Consider the following 14400-nt stretch of genomic DNA (forward strand, 5'->3'; position numbering starts at 1 on the left):
CAGGAAGTCTATAACGTGCCTATTCTACGACATGGGACACCATTTCGCCCAAAATGTGAGCGTGCCGTGAGCTAAAACTTCTGCCAGAACGCCCAAAATGGCCTCTGTGGCTGGATCACGGGGCAGATAATGAGGCGGGATCCACCTTCGGATCCATGAATCGATTTACAGGCGGTTCTAACGCTTCCACGTTTTACCGCCAGCCACCACGGTTCCGACGCCCATATTTGGCACCGGCCGGACCTTTAATTTCAAGCTTCGTGATGACGCCGGTTCCCAGCACATCATTGAACTTATGCATCAATTGCGGGGTGAGCAGGCGAAGTTGAGTGGCCCATGCGGTCGACGAGGCCCGCAGGACCAGGGTGGCATTCTCAAATGATTCGACTTCGGTGTTTTCAGCGATCTGTGGACCCACAATCGAAGGCCAATCCGCTAGCACCGAACCGACGGCAACCGGTTCTTTCCAGCCGCGCTGTGCCAAAAATTTCGAGAATATATCGCCCAGTGGTTGCGGCCCAGCTGAACGCCCCGGTTTATCGCTCTTGGTACGCGGTCGTCTTCTCTTGCTGCGGTCGAACTGCCCTGCCATCCCGGGTTGAAATCCGGCTTCGGCAGCAGCTTGTCGCACGCGTTGAAGTGCGGCAGCAGCGGCATCAATAGAGTCTTCTTCGATGGCATCGTCGTCGTTACTCATCGGAAGATCCCTCGGCGTCTTCAAAGTAATTCGCCTCGGTCAGCTTCAGTGAGTCCAGGGATTCGAGGTGCTCACCCGACGAGGAGATGCCTTCACGCATGCGTATGGGAATATGCGTTCCGGTGAGTTCCGGTGGAATATCGGCACTGACCGCTGCGGTAATGATCAGTTGTTCTGCATCGCGGGTCATCTCGGCTAGACGAGCTCGGCGGGCCGCATCGAGTTCGGCAAAAACATCATCGAGGATCAGCACCGGCCGGGCATCAGGATTTGGATCATCTTTGGCCAGCACCCGGTATGACGCCAACCGCAGGGCAAGTGCTAAGGACCAGGTTTCTCCGTGCGAGGCAAAACCTTTGGCCGGCGCCGGGCCCAAGGTGACCACCAAATCATCGCGGTGTGGACCAACCAGGGTAACGCCCCGGTCCCGTTCGGATTGATACGCTTCTTCTAATGCTTCGACGATGGCGGTATACAGTACAGCCTCATCGGGTACTTCAGCGTGCTGCCCGGTAGCCATCGGAACCGTAGATTGGTAGGCGAATCCTGCGGGCTTATTGCCATTCGAGAGCTCGGCGTAAACTTCCGAAGTCGGTGCAGCCAGCAGGCGCAGCGCATGGAGCCGCCCATTAATGAGTCGAGCGGCGGCCCTGGCAAGGTGTTCGTTCCACACCGCCAACGTGGATTCATGTTCGTCGGTCCATGAGCCTGGTTTGCGGCCAGATTTTAACAATGCATTGCGTTGACGTAAGACCCTGTCGTAGTCACGTCGGGCGTCACCGAGTGCCGGGCGCATCTGAACGATGAGGTCGTCCATAAAACGACGTCGAATATCTGGTTGCCCACTAATGAGTTCAATATCTTCGGGGGCAAAGAGGACAGCTTTGAAAATACCGTAAGCCTGCCGTGCGGCTTGCGGTGCCCCACGGTTAATAGCCACCCGGTTGGATTTGCCGGGGTTGATTTCGTATTCGATTGATACGGCTTGTTCCCCGCGGTGCACCCGTCCACGTGCTAGTGCTTGGGTTTGCCCGATTCGCACGAGTGGATGGTCATTGGAAACCCGGTGGGAGTGTTGCACAGCCAAATAATTCATGGCTTCGGCAACATTGGTTTTGCCAACACCGTTTGCGCCAATCAGGATGTTCGGGCCGGGCTTGAGTTCAATCTCGGCCTGTTCATACGAACGATAATTCGTGAGCGAAAGGTGTGAAAGGTACACGGCTAGTTCGGAATGCGGATCGGCATGACCAAATACCGGTAGTCCTCATTCTGCGGGCCTTCAAGTTCTTTTTTGCCCGTCAGTAGGGCCGGTTTTGGTGCACTGGTAAATGCGAAACGGGTGTAAGCCCCACCCATGACGTTGAGACCTTCGGAAAGGTACGAGGGGTTGAAGGCAACGGTAATGTCTTCGCCTTCCATTTGTACCGGAACGGATTCTGTAGCTGATGCGTCGTCACCTTGGCCTGCAGAAAGCGACACTTCGCCGTTACTAAAGACCATCAGCAGTGAGGTGTTGCGTTCTGCCACCAACGCAACGCGCTTGACGGCTTCGATCAACTGGCCGGTGTCGACGGTTGCGTAAATGTTGGATTCTTCTGGGAACAGTGAACGAATCTTTGGGTATTCACCATCGACCAGCAGGCTGGTGGTGCGACGACCACCTGAGGAAAAGCCAACGAGTTCAGCATCGTCTGTTTCTGTGGCAAAACGGAATTCAATTTCTCCGCCGCCACCGAGTGATCGAGCGACTTCGGTTAGCGTACGAGACTTGACCAGTACAGATGTCGAAATCTGTGGATCATGTGGTGTCCAGGTGATTTCTTTCATCGAGAGGCGGTACCGGTCGGTAGCCAAGAAGGTGATTTTGTCACCTTCAATTTCGATTTTGACTGCGGTCAAGATTGGCAGTGTGTCATCTTTGGATGCTGCAGCAGTTACCTGAGCGATAGCTTCAGCAAAGACTGAACCGTCAATAGTGCCGGCAACTTCAGGCATAGCTGGAAGTGCTGGGTATTCATTGACCGGCATAGTTGCCAACGTAAACGTGGAATTCTGACAAGTAACGACTACTCGAGATTCGGTCAGTTCAATGGTGACTGGGGCATTCGGCAGCGACTTAACGATGTCACTGAGCATGCGGCCTTCAACCAGAATCTGGCCTTCGGACTCAATATGTGCCTCAACATCGAGTTGAGCAGATGTTTCATAGTCGAAGCTGGCGATTGAGACGAGGTTGTCTTCGGCGGTAATGAGCAAACCGCGTAAAACCGGTACGGGTGGTCGAGGAGACAGTGAACGTGCGGTCCAAGTGACAGCGTCAGTAAGAACATCCCGTCCGATTGTGAACTTCACGAAGAGTCTGCCTTCCCTCAGAAAATGGCAATACGCAATTGCCCAATGACAAAAATTGGACACCCGAAATTATTAGGGGTGCTTAGACAGCTTAGCGTGATTTCAACTTCCCCGTCGACAAGCAGTTTGAAAAAGCAGTGGAGCTCGAATCAGTTTTTGAAAAGTGCATCAGCCAGAAGTCCGACTCATCGTTATTTAGAGGTGTTTAAAGGAATGGGGGTATTAGTAGGGGGTGTGGATACTGTGGAAAAGCCTGTGCATCGGCGCCCCTATAAGCATTTGCCTGTGGAGCATTAAGTGCAGAGTGCTCGCTTCGGCTGTGGGTAAGTTGTGGGGACATCATTCCCTTACATCGTTGTAATTCCACCGATTAAGCGAGTTATCCGCAGCCAGACCCAAGTTGTCCCTTAATTATCAACAGGGTTATCCACAAGGCCTTCAAGAAGCTCTAACCCTATTGTGGAAAACCTTGTGGATGACTGTGGATGACGGTGGACGCCTGTTTTGAGGATTCGAGGGACGCTCGACTCTCAGGCCGAAATAGGGTTAATAGGGGTATGTGGAGATCGCTTCAACCTTAACCTGAAGGTATCCACCTAAAACACAGAATTAAACGAATTTTTTGTGGAGTCTGGGATCACACAAAAAATTCTTAGACGTTGCGTGCCCGCTGCTTAATTTTGTTCGTAAGTTCCGTGACCTGGTTGTAAATCGCGTGCCGCTGGCTCATCAAATCTCGAATCTTGCGATCGGCATGCATCACCGTGGTGTGGTCACGACCGCCGAATTCAGCCCCGATGCGCGGCAATGACATTTCGGTGAGCTCGCGCAACAAGTACATCGCGATCTGTCGGGCCGTAACGAGCGTTCGGGTTCGAGACTTCGATTGCAGATCAGCCAAAGTAAACCCAAAGTAGTTCGCGGTTTCATCCATGATCAGATCTGAAGTGATTTCTTGTGCATCGTCGTCAGTGATCAGATCCTTCAGAATGTACTGAGCCTGGTCGAGATTGATTGGCTCATTATTCAACGAGGCATATGCGGTGACGCGAGTTAGGGCACCTTCCAGTTCGCGAATGTTGGTATCGATCCGTGAAGCAATGTACTCCAGGGCATCTTTTGGCACGGTAATGCGCTCGGCATCAGCTTTCTTCGCCAGAATTGCGATACGCGTTTCAAGATCTGGTGGCTGAATATCTGTGGTGAGTCCCCATTCAAAACGGGAACGCAGACGCTCTTCGAAACCAGAGAGCTGTTTTGGAGGCAGGTCTGATGTGATCACAACCTGCTTGTGGTTGTTATAGAGCGCGTTGAATGTGTGGAAGAACTCTTCAACGGTGGCTTCTTTATTCGCCATGAACTGGATGTCGTCAATGAGCAAGATGTCCACGTTGCGGTAGATCTGCTTGAAGGATGCGCCTTCATCGTGACGAATCGAGTTAATGAAGTCGTTGGTGAACTCTTCGGAGTTGACGTACCGAACGCGTAAACCCGGGAAGAGTTCCTGAGCATAGTGACCGATGGCGTGCAAGAGGTGGGTTTTCCCCAGACCTGATTCCCCGTAAATGAAGAGTGGGTTGTATGACTTGGCTGGCTGTTCAGACACAGCATAAGCGGCAGCATGAGCAAAACGGTTTGATGAACCGGTGATGAAATTATCGAAATGATAGTGCTCATTGAGCCGGGACCGTTCACCTGAATGTGGTGAAACAGTTAGCTGAGGGCCACCATAGGGAGCTGCAGCGGGGTTGGTTTGGGAGCTAAAGAGATCGTCCATGAGCGGTTCATCAGTCTGAGCTTTTTCCGCTGGGGCTTGGGACGCTTCAGATATGTCCACAACATTATCCACAACACGAGATTCGGGCGTGGATGGTCTTGGTGCGGTCGGAATTTCTGGGGTACTGGCGTGAAGATTGGTGTCGATCGAGTAGGCGCAATTGATATCAGTGCCAAAAACTTCGGTCAGGGCATCGGCTAGATAGTCGTGTAAACGGTTTTCTAAGATGTCGCGGGTCAACTCATTTGGGACGGCTAACAACAGGGTGTTGGCAATGAGTCCCTGCGGGTGTGCGAGGTCTAAAAAGCCCATCTGACTAAGGCCTACGTCACCAGAAGCGCGCACTTTCTCAACAACTCGTTCCCACGAGTTGATGATCGATTCGCTAACACTCATCCGCTAAAACCCCACTTCATGATTCCCGTACTCTGCTGCGTTGTACACAGCAGGACGGCAATATCTTTACGCACGCATTATCCACAAGCCCCGGACCGGTTACATTGTGTTTTCAACGTTCTACAAGTCCGACCTCCCCAACCTTAGCCTTAATCTCCACAGGGTTGAGAGGGTTATGCACAGCTTATACACAGAGCGGCATTTAGGATAACTGAAAACTTCACGTCAATTTGACCTAACCGACTGCTGTTCATAGACTTATTGAGTCTTGCCCGGGATGAGGCGTGCCATTTTTTAGCGCGCACCGGGAGAGTATGAACAAATAATGAACTAATATCGCCGAAGTTTTTTTGGGCTAACGCAGTTTGAGACGCACTTCCCAAAGTATGCTTCTGCGTCTGACTGAGTGTGGAGAAATAACAGTGACTAAGCGGACCTTTCAGCCGAATAACCGCCGCCGTGCCCGCAAGCATGGTTTCCGTTCCCGTATGCGTACTCGCGCCGGCCGTGCAGTTTTGTCAGCACGTCGCGGCAAGGGCCGCGCACGTGTGAGCGCTTAAGCTTTAAAGTGTCGGTGCCGGTGGCCACAGGAGCACTGATTTAGTGCTGCCGCAACACCAACGGATACGCACTAGAGCACAATTTTCTGATACACAACGTTCCGGTTCCCGTTTCGGTAATCGGAACGTTGTCGTATCTGCAAATATTCGACCAGCCACCGGTGATGACTCACGTGCAGGCTTTATTGTTTCCAAAGCCGTGGGGAATGCCGTCACCCGGAACGCTGTAAAACGTCGACTGCGTGCTATCGTCGCCGAACTCTTTGACCGTGATTTTGATATCGAAGTAGCTGAGGGCTCGGTTGACCTAGTAGTCAGAGCACTACCAACTTCTGCCAATGCCACCTTTGATGAGCTCAAAGAGGCGGCAACCCATGCAGTTCATGGGGCACTGAGAAAGTATATGCGGCGTGCAGAGCAACAGTGAGCACCAAGATCTCCCCGACAGTGCGCAGCCTTCGCCATTTATCGTGAAGGACGGCGCAAAACAGTGGGGATTCATTCGTGCCCTGCCATCAACCGTGGTTGGTTGGCTGTTGCGAGCGTATCGCAGAATCATCTCTCCAACGTATGGAGACGTATGTAAATTCTTTCCAACGTGTTCAGCCTATGGCCTAGAAGCGGTTTATACGCAGGGGGCCATTAAGGGTAGCCTTATGGCAGGATGGCGTATTTTGCGTTGTCATCCATGGCAAGACGGTGGCATTGATCCGGTCCCTCCAGGGAATAGGATTTGGCCGGATGGCAAACAACCCTTCATTATTGAACTGAACCACCCGGTGATACCGCCGGATACCGAGGCCACCGAAGAGGATAAATAAACTATGGGATTTTTTGACACAATTCTTCTCCCCTTCACATGGGCGGTCTCATGGGTGCTGAGCATGTTTCACACCGTGCTGGGCTTCCTTGGAATGGACTCGGCATCGGGCTGGACTTGGACACTCGCACTCGTCCTGCTGGTGATCTTGATCCGTACCTTGCTCATCCCGGTATTCGTCAAGCAGATTAAATCCCAGCGGGCCATGCAGGAATTGCAGCCCGAGATCAAAAAGCTGCAAGCTAAGTACAAGAATAAAAAAGACCAGCTCTCCCGCCAGGCTATGGCGATGGAACAGCAACAGCTGTTCAAGGACCGCGGCACCAGTCCGTTTGCGGCATGTCTGCCCATGCTGGTGCAGATGCCATTCTTCTTTGCGCTCTATCGTGTACTCGTCAGCGCGTCACAAGCTGCCGACAATAATGAAACGATCGGTGCACTTTCAGCAGACGAAGTGCACTCATTCGCGAATTCGTCTTTCGCCGGCGCACAAATGTCGGACGTCTTGAAGGACAATGTCGGGGAAAACTTCGACCTGAACGTTGTCGTCGTCGCCGTCATTCTGATTATCCTCATGGTCACTGCCATGTTCTACATGCAGAAGACCCTGATGGGGAAGAACATGTCCGAAGCCGCGCAGACCGGACAGTTCGCACAGACCCAGAAGATCATGCTGTACGCACTGCCTGCTGTCTTTGCCATCGGTGGTTTCAACTTCCCAGTTGGCGTACTCATCTACTGGACCGCAACCAACTTCTGGGCCGTTGGACAGCAACTCTTTATTATCCGCCGGAACCCAACGCCAGGCTCCATTGCCGAACGTGAACTCAATGAACGTCGCGCTGTTAAAGGCTTGCCTCCAATTGGCAAAGCAGCCCAAGAAGCCGAAGAGAAATCTCAGGCTGAAGCTCAGAAGCCTAAAGGCCAGCGTCACCAACCTGTGAAAAAACCTAGGAAGAAACGATGAACGCAGAACAAGCTAACGCGTCGGAAGACGTCACCGAAGAGGTCAACGAGTCCTCTGACATTGAAGCCGAAGGCGACCACGCCGCCGACTACATTGAGGAACTTCTGGATATCGCCGACCTCGATGGCGATATTGATATTGAAGTCCGAAACAACCGGACCTACCTCTCCGTGCTTGCCGCTGAAGATGACGAAGATATCGCCGGTCTCATTGGTAAGAACGGCAAGACTCTAGACGCTCTGCAGGAGCTCACTCGCCTCGCGGTACTCTCCTCCACAGGGGAACGTTCACGACTCATCTTGGACGTAGCTGGGCACCGTGTACAGCGCGCTGACGCCCTACGTGACCAAGCTCGTGAAGCCATTGCCAAAGTTCAGGAATCGGGCGACGTCGAGCACATGAAGCCGATGAGCCCATACGAGCGCAAAATCGTTCACGACGTAGTCGCTGAAGCTGGCCTGTACTCCGAATCGGAAGGTGAAGGCCCACGCCGTCACGTCGTCATTAGTGCCGGAGAGTAGCCTTGACCGAGAATCCTATTCCTGACGCTGATCCATCCGACGCCGAACTCGGTCGCCAAGAAGACTGGGTTGTTGACGCTGTCGAGGTGCTCTACGGAGAATCCACAGCTACCGTCGAACGGTTTGTACACCACCTCGTGACAACTGGCATCGAGTGGGGACTCCTTGGACCCCGAGAGATCCCGAAAATGTGGGATCGACACGTGCTCAATTGTGCTGTGGTTCAAGAGCTGTTGCCCAAGGGCGCCCTTGTCGCCGATGTTGGCTCAGGTGCAGGACTGCCCGGTATCGCTCTGGCTATCGCTAGACCAGATGTCCAGTTCGTTCTCATCGAGCCATTAGAACGACGTGTCGACTGGTTAGAAATGGTCGTTGAAGATCTTGAACTGGAAAACGTCGATGTTGTACGTGCCCGTTCAGAACAGGTCTTCGAAACGGTCGATGTGGATATAGTGACCGCACGTGCTGTTTCGGCAATGAAATCTCTAGTTCCGATGACTGTGCCGCTACTGCATGGCTCGGGTGAATTACTAGCGATTAAAGGCAAAAGTGCTGCCAATGAAATTGAAAAGGCAGATAAAGTTTTGCGCAAATTCAAAACGAAGCACTCGGAAGTTCTTACAGTCGGGGACGAACTCTTGGCAGTTCCCACGACTGTTGCAAGACTTACGTATGATTCCTAATCTGTAGGAAATAATTACTTCAACTTTAAAGTAAGGGAGGCTGGCTTGGTCGAGAAGGAAAATGTTTCAGGTGAAACTGCGCAGTCTACGAATAGCGCTGCTTCGACACCGCTGGCCAGACAGTTGGAGTCAGAAAAGCGTCGACGCGAGAAGTTGAAAACAAAGCGGATGCCAAAGCCTGAACACACTCGCATCATGACGATTTCTAACCAAAAGGGTGGCGTCGGTAAGACTACGACGACGGTGAATGTTTCGACCGCTATGGCGCGTGCTGGCATGAACGTTTTGGTGATTGACACCGACCCCCAGGGTAATGCTTCGACCGCGTTGAATATTGACCACCATCAAGGTGTCCCCTCGATCTACAACGTCCTTATCGAAGACTATGACCTGAAGGACGTACTTTACGAGAACCCGGACACTGACGGTCTCCTAGTCGCCCCATCGACAATTGACCTCGCTGGCGCAGAGATTGAGCTTGTCTCACTTGTTGCACGCGAGCAGCGACTCTCGCGTGCCCTCGACCGCTACTTCGAGTATCGCGAAGAAGTAGGCCTTCCTCGTATCGACTATGTTTTTATTGATTGTCCACCGAGTCTTGGATTATTAACCGTAAACGCTTTCGTTGCTGCGAATGAAGTACTGATTCCGATCCAGACTGAATACTATGCACTCGAGGGGCTTTCACAGCTGGTTAAGAATATTCAGATGATTCAGGAACACCTTAATCCTGCGCTGCATATCTCTACCATTCTTCTCACGATGTATGACTCGCGGACAAACCTTGCAGTGCAAGTTGCCGAAGAAGTCCGGGATTACTTTCCGCAGCAAGTGCTAGATGCTGTCATTCCAAGGAACGTACGTATTTCTGAAGCCCCCTCGTACCAGCAGAGCGTTCTCACTTACGACCCAAGTTCCACCGGCGCCCTCAGCTATCGCGAGGCTGCTATGGAGATAGCTTCTCGGGGTAATGCTCAGTAGTGAACAGTCATTTTTCCACGTCATAGTCGTCAGTTAGTTCGCGCCGCTCAATTATAGCTCTGTAAACTGACTGCCGAGCATACTAGTCCTTTGACGTGAAAAAGGATTCGCCAGGCTGCTATGGTGTCTTCCTTTGGTACCTCGTTCTACCGACTCGTCGGCGGTAACTCTGTTCCCCTGAATCGTGATATAGCGCTAGAGCGTTTCACGTGAAACCACCGGATAGCTATATAGTCGTTTGCGTCTGCGCACTCATGCCAACGTTTGGTTTGTCCAAAATATTGTATTAGGTGCGTAGAGTCGCAATTTAAACTCAACTGGAAAATTGGACCGTGCGGGTTCGGGACGTTCCACGTGAAACACGGACCGGTATGTCAATACGACGTGGTGCTTGGCAGATACGTAGCTATTGAAGCAGCAAATCGTTGTCATTACATATCTAAGCCCGCCATCAGCTCAAAGCACTAGGCTTCGCCAATATATCGATTAAATCTGGCACTATGAGTTTGGGCGTTGCCCCCGTTTCACGTGAAACTCTGCGTGCTATTACGAGCGGGTTCCATATAGCGGATCGTGTCCAGGTATTAGGTGCACTTTTGCTGAGATTAGTTTCAGTATGCAAGCCAACACCGTGTCAGTTTTGAAGGACCAAACTTTTACGGAAACGTTTCACGTGAAACGAGATTAGACGCACTCCAACGCGAGTTCGGTAAGACTAGTTTGGGTAGCAAGCTGATTAGTGAATGCTCAACAAACACTCAATCGTTAGAGAACCACAGCAGACGATGCACGGAAGCTGGTACACTCTTCGGGGCTAGACACTCTGGTGTATAAAAGTTCAGGAACATAACCTTGCGTTTCACGTGAAACACGAAAACTGTGCAGTACTCGATGCCGAGCAGTTTATGCTGGCGACGATCGATAGACACATATTCTTGCCATTTGAGTCTATGTACAAACCTCATATATGTGTGTCGTAAAACTAGGCCCTCACATAGAAGTAGTCTGTTTTCGTTAGCGGTCTCACCTGCGATTGCCCACGGTACCCAACGAATAATACACAGCATGACATGTTGAGCATGGTACGGGTGAGGGTTGCGATTGGTTCTCGCGCTGGTTTCACGTGAAACGTCATTTGAGAAACCATGTTCGAGGCACCTATCCAGGGCAAAGCAGACCATATCATGCTGTACCTAGGACAATCATCAAAAAGTACGCTCTGCTCCTGCTTCTAATGCTTGGAAAAGGGTTTCACGTGAAACAACCCAGGTAAGAAAGTGAGATCGTCCCTCTATGAGAACCATACGCATTGATTGCTGTCGTGGATAAAACTTAGCTGAATCACGACTCTGGCGATATCACAACACCAAGTTTTAGTCGTATAAGAGAGTAGTAATCCGCCTAACTCATATGTTTCACGTGAAACATTACAACCATTCAATCTTCCTTGTCCTCTATCCACCAAGAGAAGTTCACCTCACTACCGGGGCTAGACGTGATGGTATGTGCGGAAAATTCTGCTCACATGTCCCGATAAGCTGCTAAAAACAGTGTTTTCACTATAAAGCGGGTGGAGTACGGGCTAGCGTCTAAACCAACTGTACATTCTGGACTCATCGAGCCCAAGTCAGCCTGTGGAGGCTCGGGATAGAAGCGTTTCACGTGAAACCGAATGCTGAAAACAAGTAGCGCTCACCTATTGCGGCGCTGGCCGACGACTGCAAATATTCTTTGACCTATTTTGAGCTCGGCATCAGACAAAAAATGGAGGATTAAATTGCAAACTATCGACCAACGATAGCTGGTGGCAGAACACAACGCGTGTTTCACGTGAAACACAGCAAACAGCAGGAATAGCAGATATGCTAGGTGTGGCTGTAGTTTCAGAAGCAACAACGGAGGTATTGATGGCGCAACAACCCAAGAAATCTCGTAGAGGATTGGGTCGAGGACTGGGTGCTCTGATACAGAACACATCTCAGGAAGAACCTGCACCAGAAGAAATCGAAGAAGCACCGGACCAGCAGGAAGCTGCACCAGCAGCAGACGAGAATCGATCTGCAGAGGCATTCATCATCGCAGATGAAGCGCCAAAGATTGATTTATCGCAAGATACTGAACCTGTTGAATCTCGCTACCTGGAAGGCGTACGACCCGCCAGTAGAAGACGCCGTCCGTCAGACCTCTTCTTTGGAGATGATAGCGCGGACGACAGTGACTCCGAGACCGCTCCCGTGAACACAAGTTCCAGTATCACGTCAGGAACTCCATCTGTAGAGCGAACAAAGGCTAGCCGTGCCGCTATGCCAAACCCGATACTCGAGCGTCCACGGAAGAAAACTACCGAAGTGTCTGCAGAAGAAACCGCAGTAGAAGGACCTGCCGTTGAAGAGCTGCCTCAAGAAGTGACCGAGACGGAGCAGGGCAGCTTGCTGAACGAGATTCAAGTAGATGCCATCGTCCCGAACCCACGACAACCACGTGAAGAGTTTGACGAAGAAGCAATGGTCGAGCTTGTCGCTTCGGTGGCCGAGGTAGGGGTTCTACAGCCTGTCGTCATTCGACCTACTGACACCCAGGGCAAGTATGAACTCATCATGGGTGAGCGCCGTTGGCGCGCGAGTAAACGTGCCGGACTAGACACTATCCCGGCGATCGTTCGCGATACTGCCGATCAAGATCTCCTGCGTGATGCACTTCTCGAAAACATTCACAGAAGTGAACTGAATGCGCTTGAAGAAGCCGCAGCTTATCAGCAGCTGATGAATGACTTCGGTTGGTCACAAGAGATCTTGTCGAAACGTGTGGGCCGATCACGGCCACACATTTCAAATACGCTGCGCCTCATGAACCTGCCCCCTGCTGTGCAACGTCAGGTCGCAGCCAACGTGTTATCGGCTGGACATGCACGTGCCATTCTCGGCGTCAATGACGAGACGTTGATGACCCAGTTAGCACAGCGCGTCATCAACGAGGGCCTGTCAGTCCGTGCCACTGAAGAGCTCGCAAGTCTCATGCTACGGAACATGCACAATGCAGGTCAGCTTGCTCCACGCCCTCGTCGAAACACTCAGCAGTTCGATGAGTTGGCGTCAACACTGACGGATCTCCTCGATACCTCCGTGAAGATCACCCTCGGAGCCAAGAAGGGACGTATCGCGATCGACTTTGCGTCTGTCGATGATCTCAACCGGATCATGGCTGTCATCAATAGTGAGGCTACCGAAAACGAATAGCAGCCTGTAGCTTCTGAACTAATAAAAAATGGTGCTGGTCAGACTCTGACCAGCACCACTTTTCTAGTGTGTGAATACCTTAGTTCAGATAGTCAGCAAATTCCTTCTCGAGTGCGTGGAGTGGCTTCGCTCCGACTGACTCGTGAGCTTTCTCGCCGTCTTTGAAAACGTAGACGGTCGGGATGCTGGTGATACCGTATTTTGCTGCGATACCTGGGTTGTCGTCAACATCTACAGTGGCAACGGTGACCTTGTCAGCGTATTTGTCACTGATTTCTTCCAGGACTGGAGATAGTTGACGGCATGGGCCACACCATTCGGCCCAAAAGTCGACGATGACTGGTTTGTCTGCGTCGATAACCTTTTCTTGGAAATCTTGATCTGTTACTGCGATGGTCGCCATAATATTCCTTCCGATTGAGTTGAATACGCCTAGCGGGCGTTGAGAGTCTTAGCCGAGGAAATCTTCTACGTCGATAGCAGCCTTAGCACCCATGCCGGCTGCGGTAATAGCCTGACGGTACTTACCATCTACGACGTCTCCTGCGGCGAAGACGCCCGGGATCTTTGTGGCAGTTGATGGTTCTTGCACCACGATTGTGCCATCGGTTTCGTCAATATCGAGCTGGTCTTTGACCAAGTCTGTACGAGGATCGGAACCAATCGCAATGAAGACACCGTTTACATCGAGGGTGCTGGTCGTGCCGTCAACGATATTCTCAACATCAAGTGATTCGACTTTAGTATCACCGTTGATCGCGGTGACAGCCGAGTTCCAGATAAATTCGATCTTCTCGTTGGCTAGTGCACGGTCTGCCATGATCTGGGAGGCACGCAGCTCGTCGCGACGGTGAATGACATAGACTTTCGAAGCGAACTTGGTGAGGAACAGGGCCTCTTCCATGGCGGAGTCGCCGCCACCGACGACAGCTAGTGGCTGATCGCGGAAGAAGAAGCCGTCACAGGTTGCACACCAGGACACACCCTTCCCTACCAGAGCGCTCTCACCGGCCAAGCCGAGCTCGCGGTACTTGGAGCCGGTCGCCAAAATGACGGCACGTGCTTGGTGGATGGTGCCATCGGCCAGGGTGATACGTTTTGGCTGCACGTTGAGGTCCAGCTCGGTGACGTCCTCGTACTGGACATCAGTTCCAAAGCGACGGGCCTGTGCTTCAAAGTGGCCCATGAGTTCTGGTCCCATGATGCCTTCTGGGAAGCCCGGGTAGTTCTCAACGTCGGTGGTGTTCATGAGTTCGCCGCCTGCTTCGACGGAACTGGTGAACAGGATTGGGTTCAGGTTCGCGCGGGATGCGTAAACAGCGGCGGTATAGCCGGCTGGGCCAGATCCGATAATCACAACGTCGTGTACGTCGGCGGTGAGGTTCTCTGCCAAGAGTATTTCCTTTG

Annotated in this window: 14 protein-coding genes; 8 read left to right on the forward strand and 6 right to left on the reverse strand. The window is 51.9% G+C overall.

Features of this window, described 5'->3' with window-relative positions; all coding sequences use genetic code 11:
• Positions 1-193 precede the first annotated feature (193 nt).
• From G583_RS0105485 to dnaA, 4 genes are all read right to left on the reverse strand, one after another.
• The gene (locus G583_RS0105485) at positions 194-697 is read right to left on the reverse strand and encodes a DUF721 domain-containing protein (protein ID WP_022870185.1); all 504 of its coding nucleotides are present in this window, start codon (positions 695-697) and stop codon (positions 194-196) included.
• Positions 690-1919, reverse strand: coding sequence for a DNA replication/repair protein RecF (gene recF, locus G583_RS14560; protein ID WP_022870186.1), 1230 nt, complete (start codon positions 1917-1919; stop codon positions 690-692). Before recF ends, G583_RS0105485 begins: the two co-directional genes overlap by 8 nt.
• Before the next feature lie 2 nt (positions 1920-1921).
• Positions 1922-3052: a DNA polymerase III subunit beta gene (gene dnaN, locus G583_RS0105495; RefSeq protein WP_022870187.1), complete on the reverse strand. Its 1131-nt coding sequence runs from the start codon at positions 3050-3052 to the stop codon at positions 1922-1924.
• 652 nt (positions 3053-3704) lie between these two features.
• The gene (dnaA, locus tag G583_RS0105500) at positions 3705-5225 is read right to left on the reverse strand and encodes a chromosomal replication initiator protein DnaA (RefSeq protein ID WP_022870188.1); all 1521 of its coding nucleotides are present in this window, start codon (positions 5223-5225) and stop codon (positions 3705-3707) included.
• Positions 5226-5647: 422 nt separating this feature from the next.
• Between dnaA and rpmH the strand changes: the two genes are divergently transcribed.
• From rpmH to G583_RS16575, 8 genes are all read left to right on the forward strand, one after another.
• Positions 5648-5785: a 50S ribosomal protein L34 gene (rpmH, locus tag G583_RS16570; protein WP_084677252.1), complete on the forward strand. Its 138-nt coding sequence runs from the start codon at positions 5648-5650 to the stop codon at positions 5783-5785.
• A 43-nt stretch (positions 5786-5828) separates the two neighbouring features.
• Positions 5829-6212 carry a ribonuclease P protein component gene (gene rnpA / locus G583_RS0105505; protein WP_022870189.1) on the forward strand — a complete coding sequence of 128 codons (384 nt, stop codon included), beginning with the start codon at positions 5829-5831 and terminating at the stop codon, positions 6210-6212.
• Positions 6196-6606 carry a membrane protein insertion efficiency factor YidD gene (gene yidD / locus G583_RS0105510; protein ID WP_022870190.1) on the forward strand — a complete coding sequence of 137 codons (411 nt, stop codon included), beginning with the start codon at positions 6196-6198 and terminating at the stop codon, positions 6604-6606. Before rnpA ends, yidD begins: the two co-directional genes overlap by 17 nt.
• Before the next feature lie 3 nt (positions 6607-6609).
• The gene (gene yidC / locus G583_RS0105515; protein ID WP_022870191.1) at positions 6610-7572 is read left to right on the forward strand and encodes a membrane protein insertase YidC; all 963 of its coding nucleotides are present in this window, start codon (positions 6610-6612) and stop codon (positions 7570-7572) included.
• Positions 7569-8093: a Jag family protein gene (locus G583_RS0105520; protein ID WP_022870192.1), complete on the forward strand. Its 525-nt coding sequence runs from the start codon at positions 7569-7571 to the stop codon at positions 8091-8093. Before yidC ends, G583_RS0105520 begins: the two co-directional genes overlap by 4 nt.
• A gap of 17 nt (positions 8094-8110) precedes the next feature.
• Positions 8111-8776 (forward strand): 16S rRNA (guanine(527)-N(7))-methyltransferase RsmG, encoded by a 666-nt coding sequence (gene rsmG / locus G583_RS14565; RefSeq protein WP_084677299.1) that lies wholly within the window; start codon positions 8111-8113, stop codon positions 8774-8776.
• A 45-nt stretch (positions 8777-8821) separates the two neighbouring features.
• On the forward strand, positions 8822-9757 hold the full coding sequence (locus G583_RS0105530; protein WP_022870194.1) for a ParA family protein: 936 nt from the start codon (positions 8822-8824) through the stop codon (positions 9755-9757).
• Between the two features lie 1907 nt (positions 9758-11664).
• Positions 11665-12993 (forward strand): ParB/RepB/Spo0J family partition protein, encoded by a 1329-nt coding sequence (locus G583_RS16575; protein ID WP_040895118.1) that lies wholly within the window; start codon positions 11665-11667, stop codon positions 12991-12993.
• A 79-nt stretch (positions 12994-13072) separates the two neighbouring features.
• Here the strand turns inward: G583_RS16575 and trxA are convergent, their stop codons facing one another.
• Together trxA and trxB are read right to left on the reverse strand one after the other, a co-directional pair.
• On the reverse strand, positions 13073-13396 hold the full coding sequence (gene trxA, locus G583_RS0105540) for a thioredoxin (protein ID WP_022870195.1): 324 nt from the start codon (positions 13394-13396) through the stop codon (positions 13073-13075).
• A 48-nt stretch (positions 13397-13444) separates the two neighbouring features.
• The gene (trxB, locus tag G583_RS0105545; RefSeq protein ID WP_029629289.1) at positions 13445-14392 is read right to left on the reverse strand and encodes a thioredoxin-disulfide reductase; all 948 of its coding nucleotides are present in this window, start codon (positions 14390-14392) and stop codon (positions 13445-13447) included.
• Between the last annotated feature and the right edge of the window lie 8 nt (positions 14393-14400).

This window comes from Yaniella halotolerans DSM 15476, from assembly GCF_000420805.1.
GTDB classification, from domain to species: domain Bacteria; phylum Actinomycetota; class Actinomycetes; order Actinomycetales; family Micrococcaceae; genus Yaniella; species Yaniella halotolerans.

Coding starts and splice junctions, on each gene's coding strand:
- trxA (WP_022870195.1), bottom strand. CDS start 13,396: ATGGCGACCATCGCAGTAACAGATCAAGATTTCCAAGAAAAGGTTATC.
- G583_RS0105520 (WP_022870192.1), top strand. CDS start 7,569: ATGAACGCAGAACAAGCTAACGCGTCGGAAGACGTCACCGAAGAGGTC.
- dnaA (WP_022870188.1), bottom strand. CDS start 5,225: ATGAGTGTTAGCGAATCGATCATCAACTCGTGGGAACGAGTTGTTGAG.
- G583_RS16575 (WP_040895118.1), top strand. CDS start 11,665: ATGGCGCAACAACCCAAGAAATCTCGTAGAGGATTGGGTCGAGGACTG.
- G583_RS0105485 (WP_022870185.1), bottom strand. CDS start 697: ATGAGTAACGACGACGATGCCATCGAAGAAGACTCTATTGATGCCGCT.
- yidC (WP_022870191.1), top strand. CDS start 6,610: ATGGGATTTTTTGACACAATTCTTCTCCCCTTCACATGGGCGGTCTCA.